The organism is Photobacterium sp. S4TG1, assembly GCF_036040035.1.
Taxonomy (GTDB): Bacteria; Pseudomonadota; Gammaproteobacteria; order Enterobacterales; family Vibrionaceae; genus Photobacterium.
Genome location: NZ_JAYXUH010000008.1, coordinates 1 through 13,827, shown reverse-complemented (window position 1 = coordinate 13,827; position 13,827 = coordinate 1). Strand labels below are relative to the sequence as shown.

Sequence of the window (13,827 nt, the reverse complement as noted above, 5' to 3'; positions counted from 1 at the left end):
ACCGACGTATTATTCGTCGCGATCATGCTGACAATGCCAGCATAATTCAAATTGACCCTGATTAACTTCACCACAATGACCACAATACCAGTCAAGATAATCGTTACGTAAATAATTTCCTATCACTACCAACGCTTGTTGCCATTGCGACCCGATCACCCATAACTGTACTTCAACCACACTCATCGGCAACTCTCCTGCCGCCGCAGCCAATGCTTCCCCAGTCAGTCGCACTGATATCCCTGTATTTTCTAACAAACCTTTTAAACTATATGCTTCTAAACTATTGCCGGCACTATATACACATTGCCATTGTTGATCCGTCATACTCCTTCTCCAATAAACAGGCTAATCGTCATTTAAAGATAGCAATAGATCTTCAAAACTCTGTCTCTAATATTAAACCCATCTTATGGTGTCACTTATACTCAGACCGCGCAAAACAAACAAAACCACCTTATCGAATCTTAAAAAAACGCCAAAATCACCATTATAAAAAAACAATAACCATAAAATAAAAACCAATAAATACAAAATCATAAGCCACAAAGCACAGATAAAAACGACAAAAACACAACCAATAACACCAACACTAAAAAATACAATAAAAACAACGTATTAAATATTTAAAAATAATGAAAAACCAACAACTTAACTGTTTTTTATACAAAACATATAACTTCCAAAAATGATACATTTAAAAAATAACACCAAAACAGAGTTACAGTTAGATATCATCATTTTTCAATCATTTATAACAAAAATCATTACAAACAACATTTAAAAAAAAAAATAAAAATAAAAAACACAACAAAAACAATAACTAAAAAACAACAAGAGAACAAACCCATGAAGTTAACATAAAAATAACAGCAAAGAAAACGTTGTTTTAATAGTGATAAAAGGCTTTTTTTGTCACTCTAAAATGTTTTTATCTAAGATAATCAACCTCAAACTTGTCAACATGGTTAAAAACATGTTATCTTTATTGTCAAGATAAAACACACATACAAGCAAGGATTGAAAAATATGCTAACACACTCACAAAAACAAGGTCTTGTAATGATTGCTGTTGTTGTTGGTCTAATGACACTACCGATTATTTACTAAGCTCCATTCAAGAAACAAAAAAATAGCGCCTAATGGCGCCATTTTTTTATCTATACTATGAACATTCAGCATTGCTATAGCGTAATATGCTGCCAATGATAAAAATAGAACCCTAACGCCGCTAACGTAATCCCACCCAAAAGCAAAACAGCAGCTCCCCACACTAAGCGACTACTGCGTGGCATTAATTCCATTTCACACTCAGCACATAAATCCATAAACAATTGATAATTAGCAATATCAAAGCCATCTTCCGTCATCAACTTCTGATGTATTACATTGATTTCATTTAATTTACTAGAGATTTCATCAGGAAAGCGATTATCACAACTCTCAACTAATTGAGTTAAGTCAGAGCCTTTCGCGTGATAATGTTGGCGTAATAAGTCTTCTAACCGACGTGATCTCTCAATGACTTGTTCAATATCCATCATCACCTCCCTAAATATTCAATTATGATTACCTTACCTAAGCTACCCATTCAACATAGTGTTTTAGTAAAATAATTGTATTCAGATCACGATTTTATTATCCATAGTTAGGTATGTATAAATTTGCTGTGAATAATATCGCTGTATTTATTTAATATAGCTTATTAACGACCAAGGAGCTTGGAGATGCCGACATGGATTATTGTCGTACTGTGCCTATTATTACTACTGGCATTAACCTATTTTATCTATAACTATCGTCGTCATATTTTAGGTATTGATGCGCCAGAAAAAAAAATTGAAGTGCAGATTTTAGATAAACAAAGTAACCGTATTATTGGCGCACAGCCAGGAGAAGAAGATGAAGAATATTGGTTTTATGTACAGCCATTAGCGGGTGGCCCTAAGCGCGAATTCATGATCGGAATTCATTATTACCATGCGCTTAATCCAGGTGATATTGGCACCATGACCTACCGTGGCCAACAATTTATTCATTTTGCATTACAACGCCAATAAATATCGCACTGTTTGCTCATTTCTAATGAGCAAACAGGTGATAACAAATACGGTTATGGCACCAACCACGCGGTATATCGATGACGACTCAATAACCAACTGGTCGCTAAGGCTAAACTCGCAGCAATCAATGTCCACACTGGAATTGCAATTAACGGATTAGCAAAATAGAGATCATATTGTCGTAATGGCCATAAAAAAATAGGATGGATCAAATAGACCCCAAGGCTATATTTACTTAACCAACTTAATTTACTTTGAGTGGGCGCACTTAACTTATCACTTACCGCTCGACAGAGTAAAAATACCGTTGCAGCTACCACGACAGTATTCAAGGTCTTGTATGACATCCAGCGAGCAACTTTATATTCATCAGCAGCAAAACTATGACTGATCACACTATAGTCAGTTGCGACAACCGCAATCAGTGCTAATGGCAATAACACCATTAAACTAGGCCAACGGTATTGATACAGGCAATAACCTAACAATAAATAACCGCTATAAAGTAAATAAGTTTCACTCCATAGGCCATCAATATAAAACAGATATAAACCAGTGATCACCAGCCATACCATAATGACCCCCTTCACTTGTCCCGGCTCGGCTTTTTGCACCCACCACTGAATAACCGGAATAACCAAATAAAGAGGAATAAAATAATAGAAGAAACCAAGGTGATAATACGTTTCATGACTCGGCAGTTTTTTCAAAACCGACCAACTCAATGCGCTGTCAAAACCATTCACAGTAAGGCCTGAGAAAAAAGCATAGAATACCGACCACACTAAAAAGGGAATCAACACTTTTCCAAATCGACGTTTAATATAATAAACAGGCTCAAAAGGTCGCTGATCACTGAGCATAAGAGCGCCAGTGATCATAATAAACACGGGTACAGCCCAACGGCTAAGGCTGTTGATTGTAATCGCACTCATCCACTGCCAATCGGGTATTTGACCAAGCTGATCTCGATAGGGGCCAAGGACATGGATCACGACAACCGCCAAAGCAGCAACCACTCGTAGTAAATCAAAAAATCCTATTTTTTCTCTCACCACTGACCCCTTATATAAACAGCAGATACAAAAAAGCAGAGCCATAATCATTTATGGCTCTGCTTTGAATATAGCAGTCACTTAGCAGCAAGTATCTATTACAATAATGAATTAACCGATAACTTACTCATTGTTGACAGCAATTTTACCTGATAATTAAGGCTGCTGACGTGTAGCTGCAAGTACAATTTCACGTACACATAAGTTTTGAGGCTGGTTATAAGCGTAGCTAATCGCATTAGCAATATCTTGTGGTGCAATCACACCACCCATGCCTTGCTTCCATTCTTGGTAGCCCGCTTTAATTGCATCACTGCTAGTATGGCTTAGTAACTCAGTTTCAACAGCACCAGGGGCAATAGTAATAAAGCGTACATTATCATCGGCAACTTCTTCACGAATATTTTCAGTGATAGCATGAACCGCAAATTTAGTGCCACAATAAGCGGCATGATTAGGAAATGTTTTACGACCCGCAATTGAGCTAACGTTAATAACAGTACCTGTTTTACGTGCTTTCATGCCCGCAAGAACCACATGGATACCGTTCAACATACCCATCACATTAACATTAAACATGGTTTGCCATTCAGCAGGATCCTGCTCATCAGCAAGACCAAGCAACATCATACCGGCATTATTAATGAGACAATCTACGGGACCAAATTTTTGCTCAGCTTCAGCAACGGCTGCAGCAATAGCTTTAACATCCGTTACATCTACTTTACGGCACAATGTATTAGGTAAGTTTAATGCTTCCATCGCTTCAATACGACGAGCTAAAAGCAGTAAAGGATACCCTTCTGCAGCCAATTTACGTGCTGTAGCTTCACCAATACCTGAACTTGCACCCGTGATCACAACTAAAGATTTCGACATGTTTTTTTCCTCTAGAATAAACCGCACTCTTAATGCAGCCAGCTAAGATGCTGTTGATGGCAATAACTATAGGACGAATTGTCACCGCTGAAAAATATCTATTTCCTTGGTTTATCATCAACAAAAACTATAGATAACAACAAACCGTCATAAGTTTCAATAATGTGATAGGCTAACAAGGTCTTTTTCAATCGAGTATTAACGGATGGATTTACGCTTATTACGGTTTTTTATTGCTGTTTATGAAGAGAAAAATATCACCTTAGCAGCAGAAAGATGTTGTGTATCTCAACCATCGATATCAAGTGGTATTAAGCAATTAGAGCAAGAGCTATCAACTCAGCTTTTTATTCGCCATAAAAAAGGAGTAAACCTTACCGACGAAGCGCACTACCTTTATCCATTAGCGATTCGATTATTAAATGACGTCAATACGCTACCGCAACTCTTTCAACAACGTACTGAACGTTTACCACTAACACTGGCTAATTTTGCCGATCTTAGTCAAAGTCAATTAGCGATTGTATTAGCACAATTGCACCAGCAAATTCCTAATCTTTTAATTGAATTGGTAGATCATGATAAGAAAGCAGATGCGCGATTAACACTCGATATGTTTAAAGCTGAAGATGAAATTTTTCTACCGTTATGGGATGAAGATTATGTACTGTGTATGTTGCCCAATCACCCACTCGCAAACCTAACAAGCGTATCGCCACAGCAATTACACCAACACGACTTTATTGAATGTCCACCGTGTGAAGCTCATCAACAAACCATTGGTTTACTAGCATGTGATGGTCTATCGGTTAATTTAGTGGCAAAAGCTGAACATAAAACCCAAGTAATGCATTTAGTGCAAGCTGGATTAGGGATCTCTTTTCTACCAACGGGTGTCCTAGAAAGTGCGACCCAATTGGTTACTGTTCCTCTAGAAGGTCCACGTATGTTCCGTCGCTTAGGGTTATGCTATCCCGCCACTAAAACGTTAAATCCAGCGTTAGCAGCCTGCATTAAAGTATTAAGCCAACAGGTTGCAATTGACCATCAATCCAACGATTAAGTTTTACCTATCACAGCAATAAGAAAAATCGAATTTTTTATTGCTGTAAATCTATTTATCCTGAAATTAGAGCAAAGTCAGCTAAATAGATTAAATCAGATAGGTTCCGCTATGAATACAGTCCAACCCACGTCTCATGCCTTGGTTGTCGAAGGTGGCGCAATGCGCGGCATTTTTGCCAGCGGTGTACTTGATGCATTCCTTGAAAATAACTATTTACCGTTTGATTTTGCTATTGGCGTATCAGCCGGTGCAACCAATTTAATTGGGTATTTAAGTGGTAATTATGGCCGCAGTCATAAAATTATCACTCAATTTTCTCGTGATCCCCAATTTATTAATTTTTCTCGTTTTACTCATGGTGGCCATTTAACCGATATTGATTGGCTATGGCGTACAACATCACGTTATTTACCCTTAAATTTACTCAAATATGAGCAGCGCCAAATACCACTTTATGCAACAACCACTAATCTAGAAACTGGCACTGCAGAATATATAAAGGTAACACGTCATAATATTACGCCACTAATGGAAGCAACCTGCGCGCTACCAGTTGCTTATCGTCATAATCCAACCATTGATGGCGTTGCAATGAGTGATGGCGGCATTGGCGATTCAATTCCAGTTATTGAAGCGTATCGTCGAGGAGCACGTAAGATCACGGTGATTTTATCTAAGCCACTAGGCTTTCATAAACACGACACCAAACTACCATGGTTAATCAGATCAATGTTTCATGATCACCCGGCCTTTGCTGAAGCCGTGATGACTCGCGCTCAACGTTATAATGCAGCCCTTGATTTTATCAATCATCCGCCAGCAGATTGCACCATTACCGTTATTGCTCCCAATCATGATTTTCATGTTGGTCGTTTAACGCGTAACCTCAATAAATTAGAACAAGGTTACTTACAAGGGAAGCAAGCGGGTCATCGTGTCTGTGGCATTATTCCTTGTGAAAGTGAGCATTGTGATCCTACGGCATTAGTTGCCTAAGTGTTAGCTCGCAGTTAATAGGTTACAACTATTATTACAATAGATAACAACAACTATAACTATCAATAGAGTTTACCTATACTCACCTTATCAAAACGAAACTTGCTTTTGTTTTCAACTATTTTACGAGGAATGTACCATGGCTCACCAAACCAATTTAATCGGTCTTGACAGTGATAAAGCCCAAGCGCTGGCTGCTGACCTCAATCTACTGCTTTCTAACTACCAAGTATTTTATATGAATACTCGTGGTTACCATTGGAATATCAAAGGCCAACAATTTTTCGAATTGCATTTGAAATTTGAAGAAATTTATACCGATTTGCAAATTAAAATCGATGAATTAGCTGAACGTATTTTAACCCTTGGCTACACGCCCGATCACAGCTTCAGTCGCTATTTAGCAGCGAGTGAAATCAAAGAGCATCAAAATATTAGTGATGGTCAACAAGGGGTACAAGGCTTAGTTCACGGGTTTAGTATTCTACTTGGTCAGCAACGTCGTATTCTTATGGCGGCAGGCGATGCAAGTGATGAAGGAACAGCAGCATTGATGGGCGATTATATTCGCGAACAAGAAAAATTATTGTGGATGCTTAACGCTTATCTGCAATAGCCGTAATAAAAACTACATAATGTTGGAAAATTAGTCACTTACTAACATTAAAAAAAATATACGCGTGTCATAACCGTATATTCTATCCAAGGCTACCCGCCTGACTAACGCAATACATTATATGGTTCTTTTGGGGTCTTTATGGCCCCCTTTTTTTATCTCGTATAATCTATTTGAGTACTTTCTTCAGCCCATGCTAAGGCTTGTAAGTAACTCTCTTGCACTTGCTGTTCTGATAATCCTAACTCGCCACAAGCTAGTGCCACTTGCTGCCAATTCGCTTTATCAAAAGCATCAACAATATTTAGCACCAAGCCTAAATCTCCTTGCCGATGTAATAATGCCATTTTAATATGTGGCTGAAGTTTTAATAACATTAATAATTCAGCTAATGAACTGTCTAATAGTGCATCTAATAATGAAAACATTCCCGCTAAAAAAGCCTGCTCTGGCGGTATAACTAACGAACTATAATGCACTAATTTTTCACACATTTTAGCGCGCTGCAATGACAGGAAATATAATGCTTTCGGTTTATCTAATGCAGCATGCGCTGTGGCTACAACGCCAACAAACATTCGCAACTTATCTTCGCCTAAATAGACTAATGCTTGATGAAAAGAGCTAATGGGTTCAACCAATCGGTGATTAGCATTATTTACATAACGCAACAGTAAATAAGACAATGACACATCGCTACTGATGATCATTTCGATATCATTAAAATTAACAGGCTCGGTACTAATAGCCTGTAATAGCCGAATAGTTGTGAGTTCAGAAGCTGCAACTTTACGCCGTTTCAGAAGTTCGGGGCGGCTAAAATAATAACCTTGAAAAAGATCAAATCCAGCAGCAAGAGCAACTTGAAAGTCATCATATGACTCTACTTTTTCCGCTAAAAACTTCACTTTCATGTGGCGATTATTACGTACAAAATCGCATGCTTTATCCAATCCAAGCATCAATAGATCAAGCTTAATAATATGTACATAACGAAAGAAACGTTGCCATCTCACATCGTATTCAAAATCATCCAGTGCAATAATATAACCTTTATGGTGAAGATGTTTGATAGCTGAGAATAACTCATCATCAGGAACGCAGGTTTCTAATATTTCAATAACGACTTTGCTCTTTGGTAACAGTAACGGCATTAAACTAACTAAACAACGCTGAGGGAAATTAATAAAATTTCGTTGGCCTTTAAACGTACGTTCATTACCAATTGCCATATAGTTTTCAAGTACAAGCCGACATGTTGCTTCATTAGCCTCTATCACAGGAAAAGCATTGCACTCTCCATTACGAAATAGCAGCTCATGACCGATCGTTTGTTGACGACGGTTAAAAATGGGCTGACGAGCAACATAAGAAAACATTGTAATAATACCTTTTAGACCACAGCGATTAATGACACATTATTTTAATACCAACCCCATTTTATTACGCTCGAGCCAAAGCAAGTAATGCACCACAGCCAATAAACATCGAACCAAAAATACGATTTAGGCGAGTCATGACCGTAGCTGAACGAATATAGTGGGTAAAACGTGATGCTAAGCAAACATAAAATAACATTACACAAGCATCAATAACCAATGTCGTTATGCCTAAAATTAATAGTTGAGGTAACTGCGGTTGCGCAGCGTTAATAAATTGCGGAAACAGTGCCACTAAAAATACGATTGTTTTAGGGTTAGTTAAATTCACTAATACCGCACGTCGAAATAGACACCCCGCAGTCACTGACTTATCAACATTCTCAAGTGATAGCGCATTATGTTCACGCCATTTTTGAATGCCTAACCAAACTAAATATGCCGCACCAATCCATTTTATCAACGAAAATGCCACAGCTGATTGCGCTACGAGTGCACCTAATCCAACCCCAACCAGCACAATATGAACCGCCATTCCCAGTTGTAATCCAACAATAGATGCTAATGATTTACGCCAGCCATATACCATACCATTACTGATAGAATTGACCGTTCCAGAGCCAGGGGCAAAGCTAAATACGATGGCTGCAACAACATAAGCTAGCCAAATCTCCACACTCATTGATATTCCTTTGTTATTGTATCAAGCTATAAAAAGCTGTGTTATACCTCGACATTAGATAAACAAGCAACTTATTGCTTTATTACGCGGCGGGCAATAAATAAGGTATACTGGCAAAGATGATAATAAGCAACGAGATAGCTTGTTCGCGAAACGATCATTCAATTCTTTGCCTCGTAGTTCACAACTTTCGGAAACGTTATGACCCAGTCCGCCTTGCATTTTTCACAAGAAGCTAGCTTCAGTAATATGATGACAGGCCCAATCGCAGCGCTATGGCAACAACGACATGAAGGCACATTGCAAGGTGTCAATCAGTGCCAACTGAGCTGGGTAAGTTTAACGCCAGGCACCAGTGATAAAGTGATTGTGGTTGTAAATGGTCGTATTGAAAGTTACTACAAATACCAAGAGCTATTTTTTGATTTAATCAACCAAGGTTATCACATTTACTCTCTTGATCACCGAGGTCAAGGGATGTCACAACGATTAACCACAGATCCCGAAATGGGTTTTGTTGAACAATTTGATGATTATGTCACTGACCTTCATACTTTTATAACTGATATTGTCAAACCTCAAGGTTATCAACACCACTTTCTATTGGGTCATTCGATGGGGGGAGCAATTAGTAGCCTTCTACTTGCTCGCTATCCTAAACTGATTGATCGTGCGGTATTAAGTGCACCAATGCATGGCATTTATCTGAAACCTAGCTTACGCTTTTTGGCTGAACCACTCGCGCGTATTAATGATTATATTCATCGCCAACCCACCTATGCACCAGGGCAACGCACTTATTACCCAAAACCATTTGCAAATAATCCACTGACACAGAGCGAAACCCGCTTTCAATGGAGCAAAACATTGTATCAACAACAGCCACAATTACGTTTAGGGGGCGCAAGTAATCGTTGGGTATGGCAAAGTATGGCAGCCACCCGCCACTGTCTTACTGAGGCTGAAAACATCATCACCCCAACCTTAATATTACAAGGTAGTGCCGATCATATTGTTGATAATCAAGCCCATCATCATTTCTGCCAGCGGACACCCAATTGTAGCCAATTAGTTACGATAGCTGATGCTCGCCACGAATTATTATTTGAAAAAGACCAATATCGTAATATTGCTTTAACGGAAATTTGCAACCATTTTGCGATATCAAAGCCGTAAATAGGTTCAAAAAGGCTACGCCATCACAAAAATAAAAGCGGAAATATTTATTACTAACATCAACCCCTTTTTATCTCTCATAGTAGTTTAAGATTAACGACTCACATTCGATCTCGTTATCTTTATTTTCGCTACATTTCTATTTATTGAGAGCTTTCATGTATCAAATCGTTGCTTCAGATTTAGATGGCACCTTACTAAATCCTGACCATAAAATTGCGCCATTTACTCGTGATGTATTACAGCGTCTTGACCAACAAAACATAAATTTCGTCTTCGCAACTGGTCGTCATCATATTGATGTCGAAGAAATACGTGAAAAATTAGCAATTCCAGCTTATATGATCACCTCAAATGGTGCTCGCGTACATAACAGTCAAGGCGAATTGGTATTTCAACAAGATCTTAGCGCTGAAGTTATTCGAGGCATCATTGGACTCGCAAAAGATGATCCAGCACTGCATATTCATATGTATTGTGGTGATAACTGGCTGCTAAATCATGACAATGAGCAGTTAAAAGAATTCCACGACAGCTTTAGTTATCATTTATATGATGCCAATAATCCCCCAGTAGAAAACGTTGCTAAGGTCTTCTTTACTCGAGATGACGAAGATCATGAAGCGTTAGTGAAATGGGAACAGTGTTTCAATGCCCATTTTGGTGATAAAGCAAATATTGCCTTTTCGACGCCATGGTGTCTTGAGGTGATGGATGCGGGTGTATCAAAAGGTCACGCACTTCAAGCGGTAGCAGAGGCTCTAGGTTATCAACTGGCTGACTGTATTGCATTTGGTGATGGTATGAATGATGCTGAAATGCTAGCAATGGCAGGCAAAGGTCTGGTAATGGGAACTTCACACGAAAAAGTGAAGCTGGCTTTACCAAATAATGAAGTGATCGGCTCTAACGCTGATGAAGCCGTTGCTCATTATTTAGAACAGCACCTATTAACGCGCTAATTTTGCCGTCTGATACTTGTGAAAATTAACAACAGTGACAGCCATAGCCCACTATGTTGTCACTGTTTTATTTAGAACTGTCCCGTCATGACTAATATTTGTTGCCACTGCGCAGATGTCACGGGCATCACGCTAAGTCGATTGCCTCTTTTCACTAATGGCATTTCAGCCAACTCAGGCGCCTTTTTCATTCGCGCTAAGCTCACCAATCGCAAATGTTGTTGGTATTCAATATCAACCATTACCCACGGTGGTTTTTCACAGGTTGCCTTGGAGTCAAAATACGCACTTGTTGATTCAAATTGAAAATGATCAACATAAGCTTCTTTCACCACTTTCGCGATACCGACCACTCCGATATCTTTGCAAGAAGAATGATAAATCAGCACTAGATCACCGCATTTAATCTCATCGCGTAGCATATTTCTGGCTTGGTAATTACGAACCCCTTCCCATGGTGAAACTTTTTGTTGTTTTAAAGTGTCTATTGAAAAGGTATCTGGTTCAGTTTTAAATAACCAATACGCCATAAATTTTCCCTCATTGCGCTAATTTCAATGTTGAAATTGAGCCTACCATAGAGACTATATAATGATATACCCTCGTTTATCACTGGCATTATTGCTCGCTGCAACCACCTTGTCAGGCTGTGCTAGCTGGATACCGACAGTTTTTAAAAGCGATTCGGCCGAATCACAATGGGTGGGTAATTACAAAAGTGATACCGAAATGGGCTTAACAACGCATCTTCACTTAGCACAAGATCATGCGGCAACAACGACATATAGCTACACTAATGGTGATCCTGATTTATTAGAAACAGGCCATTGGCAAGCGATGACCCCTACCAGTGTTAAAGTCACTATGACTACTCATCAAGGACGCCCACTTAATAGCGAACGTATTTATAGCTATGATCCTCATAGTGAACAATTAAGTGCTAAGCAAGAAACCGTTGATGGCCAAACCTATGAACTCGGTGTCGAAGGGTTAATTCTACAACGTCAATAAACCCCTCTCTAATTATTCTCTATCGTGACTCAAAGGTGGCGTTATGCCACACTGCCACCTTTATTGTTCACTACGAGAAAAATCATGGTTTGTCAGCGTTGCGGTTTTCAATTTAATTGTATTTGTAACACCGAACCACAATTACAATCAGCAGCCGATTTTGTTCTGCTCACTCATCCACGTGAATGCAACAAAGATACCAATACTGGCGTATTAATGACTCGTGCACTACCTAGCTGTCGCGTCGAAATGTGGCACCGTACTCAGCCACCACAAGCATTGCTAGACCAACTTCAGAATCCTTATTATCAAGCTTGGTTAGTCTTTCCAAGTGATGAGCAACATTTGGCGTTATCTTTACCATCACCAAGTCAGAAGCAACCCAAAATACTCTTTATTATTCTTGATGCTACTTGGCAAGAAGCACGCAAAATGGTCCGTAAAAGCCCATGGCTGAACCAATTACCTCGCATTGCGATCACACCTCAACAAACATCCAACTATGCTTTGCGTCGTAATCAACAACCGGGTCATCTATGTACATGTGAAGTTGGCATTGAATTATTAAATTTGTTGCAACAGCCTCTGGCAGCGCAACAGCTTCAAACCTATTTTAATCACTTTATTGAAACCTATCACGCCGATAAAAGTGGCCATGCTAAATAATCAAGATATCTTTAAATAGACCAACCGTTGTTTTTGTAATATCAGATTTACGGCTTTATTTTCTAAATAAAAAGGCTCAGATTAGAAAGAACCATTTTATACACCGTATTTTTAGTGAAGCAAATACCATGAAAACCAAAATTCTTGCTGTTGTGATAATAGCCTCGACTCTAGGTCTTGCAGGCTGTGCGGCTAACCCTTATGGCGATGCCTACAATGTAAACGATGCTCGCCAAATGCAGCAAGTTTACTATGGTACTGTGGTACGTACCCAAGCAGTAACATTGAACGGTAATGGTAATGGCATCGGCACCTTAGCTGGCGGTGCAATTGGTGGCATTCTTGGTTCTGGCGTTGGTGGCGGTAAAGGTGCTGAAATAGCGTCTATCGGCGGCGCATTATTAGGTGGTTTCTTAGGTAATGAGGCCGGCAACCAAGTCACCAAACGTAATGGGGTTAACTTAACCATTAAAATGGATAGTGGTCGCACGGTATCCATTGTGCAACAAGTCAATCCTCAAGTTATGTTCCACGCAGGAGAGCGAGTACAAGTTAACCTTAGTGATGACGGGACTTCACGAGTAACACCTGCATAAATACAATGCCATTATTTCAAAAAAAGGAGCAGCAGCTCCTTTTTTATTATTCAAGACATGCCCTATTTGAATACCATCATTCATCATTAGCATTCTCAATTCCTCAATTCAATCATTCTCACCCATACATTATTAGCGCTTCATCCCCTCAAAAATGGGATTCTACAATTATTAAGCATCAGCATAAGTAAAAAAATTGCCCATATAATAAGGCATGTAACGTCATTATTAATGCATAACTATTTTATGCTCACAGTTGCAATTGTAGGGTTTATAGTATCGTAGCTATCTAATTATTAGTTCAAGCCACTGTTATTAATGATTTTTAATTATTAATCTTTATCACTTCATAATGGAATGTTAATTTTCACGAAATTAAGCAATCGAATAACGATACTCTTTATTAATTTACTCTCTAAATATGCAACGTTTCTTTGCGCTTTTACGGTTTTTTTTTTATCAAAATAGCAGCATCATAGCACTCGTTAAATAAGTAAACGGTGATGTGATTAAGTAATTTCGGCAAAAATAAAATATATTTAATTTATTTTTTTGGTTAGGTAAGACAATCAAAAAAATAATTTAATCATTTATCGATGTTGAATTTTTTAATTAGCATGACTTTATTTTCATTATGATAAATAAACTATTTTTATAGCGTTTATATCCCCCTCAATGAT

Annotated in this window: 16 protein-coding genes; 9 read left to right on the top strand and 7 right to left on the bottom strand. The window is 38.6% G+C overall.

Annotated features, from left to right (window positions below):
• Positions 1-9: 9 nt before the first annotated feature.
• Both VXS03_RS11045 and VXS03_RS11040 read right to left on the bottom strand, forming a co-directional pair.
• Entirely contained in the window at positions 10-327 is a 318-nt protein-coding gene (locus VXS03_RS11045; protein WP_327763776.1) for a putative signal transducing protein, read from the bottom strand.
• An 857-nt stretch (positions 328-1,184) separates the two neighbouring features.
• Entirely contained in the window at positions 1,185-1,544 is a 360-nt protein-coding gene (locus VXS03_RS11040) for a DUF4145 domain-containing protein (protein WP_327763775.1), read from the bottom strand.
• 183 nt (positions 1,545-1,727) lie between these two features.
• On the opposite strand from VXS03_RS11040, the gene VXS03_RS11035 reads away from it, so the two are divergent.
• The gene (locus VXS03_RS11035; RefSeq protein WP_327763774.1) at positions 1,728-2,060 is read left to right on the top strand and encodes a DUF2500 domain-containing protein; all 333 of its coding nucleotides are present in this window, start codon (positions 1,728-1,730) and stop codon (positions 2,058-2,060) included.
• A 53-nt stretch (positions 2,061-2,113) separates the two neighbouring features.
• On the opposite strand, the gene VXS03_RS11030 is transcribed toward VXS03_RS11035, so the two are convergent.
• Together VXS03_RS11030 and VXS03_RS11025 are read right to left on the bottom strand one after the other, a co-directional pair.
• The gene (locus tag VXS03_RS11030; RefSeq protein WP_327763773.1) at positions 2,114-3,118 is read right to left on the bottom strand and encodes an acyltransferase; all 1,005 of its coding nucleotides are present in this window, start codon (positions 3,116-3,118) and stop codon (positions 2,114-2,116) included.
• A 156-nt stretch (positions 3,119-3,274) separates the two neighbouring features.
• Entirely contained in the window at positions 3,275-3,997 is a 723-nt protein-coding gene (locus VXS03_RS11025) for an SDR family oxidoreductase (RefSeq protein ID WP_327763771.1), read from the bottom strand.
• 205 nt (positions 3,998-4,202) lie between these two features.
• On the opposite strand from VXS03_RS11025, the gene VXS03_RS11020 reads away from it, so the two are divergent.
• From VXS03_RS11020 to VXS03_RS11010, 3 genes are all read left to right on the top strand, one after another.
• Positions 4,203-5,060 (top strand): LysR family transcriptional regulator, encoded by an 858-nt coding sequence (locus tag VXS03_RS11020; protein ID WP_327763770.1) that lies wholly within the window; start codon positions 4,203-4,205, stop codon positions 5,058-5,060.
• A 111-nt stretch (positions 5,061-5,171) separates the two neighbouring features.
• Positions 5,172-6,059: a patatin-like phospholipase family protein gene (locus VXS03_RS11015; RefSeq protein WP_327763769.1), complete on the top strand. Its 888-nt coding sequence runs from the start codon at positions 5,172-5,174 to the stop codon at positions 6,057-6,059.
• Between the two features lie 139 nt (positions 6,060-6,198).
• Positions 6,199-6,675: a Dps family protein gene (locus VXS03_RS11010; protein WP_327763768.1), complete on the top strand. Its 477-nt coding sequence runs from the start codon at positions 6,199-6,201 to the stop codon at positions 6,673-6,675.
• 155 nt (positions 6,676-6,830) lie between these two features.
• On the opposite strand, the gene VXS03_RS11005 is transcribed toward VXS03_RS11010, so the two are convergent.
• Positions 6,831-8,054, bottom strand: a complete 1,224-nt coding sequence (locus tag VXS03_RS11005; protein ID WP_327763766.1) for an EAL and HDOD domain-containing protein — start codon at positions 8,052-8,054, stop codon at positions 6,831-6,833.
• A 64-nt stretch (positions 8,055-8,118) separates the two neighbouring features.
• Positions 8,119-8,736, bottom strand: coding sequence for a homoserine/homoserine lactone efflux protein (gene rhtB / locus VXS03_RS11000; protein ID WP_327763765.1), 618 nt, complete (start codon positions 8,734-8,736; stop codon positions 8,119-8,121).
• Positions 8,737-8,937: 201 nt separating this feature from the next.
• On the opposite strand from rhtB, the gene VXS03_RS10995 reads away from it, so the two are divergent.
• On the top strand, positions 8,938-9,912 hold the full coding sequence (locus VXS03_RS10995; RefSeq protein ID WP_327763764.1) for an alpha/beta fold hydrolase: 975 nt from the start codon (positions 8,938-8,940) through the stop codon (positions 9,910-9,912).
• Between the two features lie 158 nt (positions 9,913-10,070).
• A complete protein-coding gene (locus VXS03_RS10990) occupies positions 10,071-10,874 on the top strand; it encodes a Cof-type HAD-IIB family hydrolase (protein WP_327763763.1) in 804 nt (267 codons plus the stop codon).
• Between the two features lie 71 nt (positions 10,875-10,945).
• On the opposite strand, the gene VXS03_RS10985 is transcribed toward VXS03_RS10990, so the two are convergent.
• Positions 10,946-11,404 (bottom strand): EVE domain-containing protein, encoded by a 459-nt coding sequence (locus VXS03_RS10985; protein WP_327763762.1) that lies wholly within the window; start codon positions 11,402-11,404, stop codon positions 10,946-10,948.
• 61 nt (positions 11,405-11,465) lie between these two features.
• Here VXS03_RS10985 and VXS03_RS10980 point away from each other — a divergent pair, with 61 nt between their 5' ends.
• The 3 genes from VXS03_RS10980 to VXS03_RS10970 all read left to right on the top strand — a co-directional run bounded on the left by VXS03_RS10980 (position 11,466) and on the right by VXS03_RS10970 (position 13,147).
• Positions 11,466-11,885 (top strand): hypothetical protein, encoded by a 420-nt coding sequence (locus VXS03_RS10980; RefSeq protein WP_327763760.1) that lies wholly within the window; start codon positions 11,466-11,468, stop codon positions 11,883-11,885.
• Between the two features lie 84 nt (positions 11,886-11,969).
• Positions 11,970-12,551, top strand: coding sequence for a tRNA-uridine aminocarboxypropyltransferase (locus VXS03_RS10975; RefSeq protein ID WP_327763759.1), 582 nt, complete (start codon positions 11,970-11,972; stop codon positions 12,549-12,551).
• 128 nt (positions 12,552-12,679) lie between these two features.
• Positions 12,680-13,147, top strand: a complete 468-nt coding sequence (locus VXS03_RS10970; protein ID WP_327763757.1) for a glycine zipper 2TM domain-containing protein — start codon at positions 12,680-12,682, stop codon at positions 13,145-13,147.
• The last annotated feature ends 680 nt before the right edge of the window (positions 13,148-13,827 follow it).

Bases quoted from the DNA above. Each gene is read 5' to 3' on its own strand.
- VXS03_RS11020 (WP_327763770.1), top strand. From the start codon at position 4,203: ATGGATTTACGCTTATTACGGTTTTTTATTGCTGTTTATGAAGAGAAA.
- VXS03_RS10980 (WP_327763760.1), top strand. From the start codon at position 11,466: ATGATATACCCTCGTTTATCACTGGCATTATTGCTCGCTGCAACCACC.
- VXS03_RS11015 (WP_327763769.1), top strand. From the start codon at position 5,172: ATGAATACAGTCCAACCCACGTCTCATGCCTTGGTTGTCGAAGGTGGC.
- VXS03_RS11045 (WP_327763776.1), bottom strand. From the start codon at position 327: ATGACGGATCAACAATGGCAATGTGTATATAGTGCCGGCAATAGTTTA.
- VXS03_RS10985 (WP_327763762.1), bottom strand. From the start codon at position 11,404: ATGGCGTATTGGTTATTTAAAACTGAACCAGATACCTTTTCAATAGAC.
- VXS03_RS11005 (WP_327763766.1), bottom strand. From the start codon at position 8,054: ATGTTTTCTTATGTTGCTCGTCAGCCCATTTTTAACCGTCGTCAACAA.
- VXS03_RS10970 (WP_327763757.1), top strand. From the start codon at position 12,680: ATGAAAACCAAAATTCTTGCTGTTGTGATAATAGCCTCGACTCTAGGT.
- rhtB (WP_327763765.1), bottom strand. From the start codon at position 8,736: ATGAGTGTGGAGATTTGGCTAGCTTATGTTGTTGCAGCCATCGTATTT.
- VXS03_RS10990 (WP_327763763.1), top strand. From the start codon at position 10,071: ATGTATCAAATCGTTGCTTCAGATTTAGATGGCACCTTACTAAATCCT.
- VXS03_RS11025 (WP_327763771.1), bottom strand. From the start codon at position 3,997: ATGTCGAAATCTTTAGTTGTGATCACGGGTGCAAGTTCAGGTATTGGT.
- VXS03_RS11010 (WP_327763768.1), top strand. From the start codon at position 6,199: ATGGCTCACCAAACCAATTTAATCGGTCTTGACAGTGATAAAGCCCAA.
- VXS03_RS11040 (WP_327763775.1), bottom strand. From the start codon at position 1,544: ATGATGGATATTGAACAAGTCATTGAGAGATCACGTCGGTTAGAAGAC.
- VXS03_RS11035 (WP_327763774.1), top strand. From the start codon at position 1,728: ATGCCGACATGGATTATTGTCGTACTGTGCCTATTATTACTACTGGCA.
- VXS03_RS10975 (WP_327763759.1), top strand. From the start codon at position 11,970: ATGGTTTGTCAGCGTTGCGGTTTTCAATTTAATTGTATTTGTAACACC.
- VXS03_RS10995 (WP_327763764.1), top strand. From the start codon at position 8,938: ATGACCCAGTCCGCCTTGCATTTTTCACAAGAAGCTAGCTTCAGTAAT.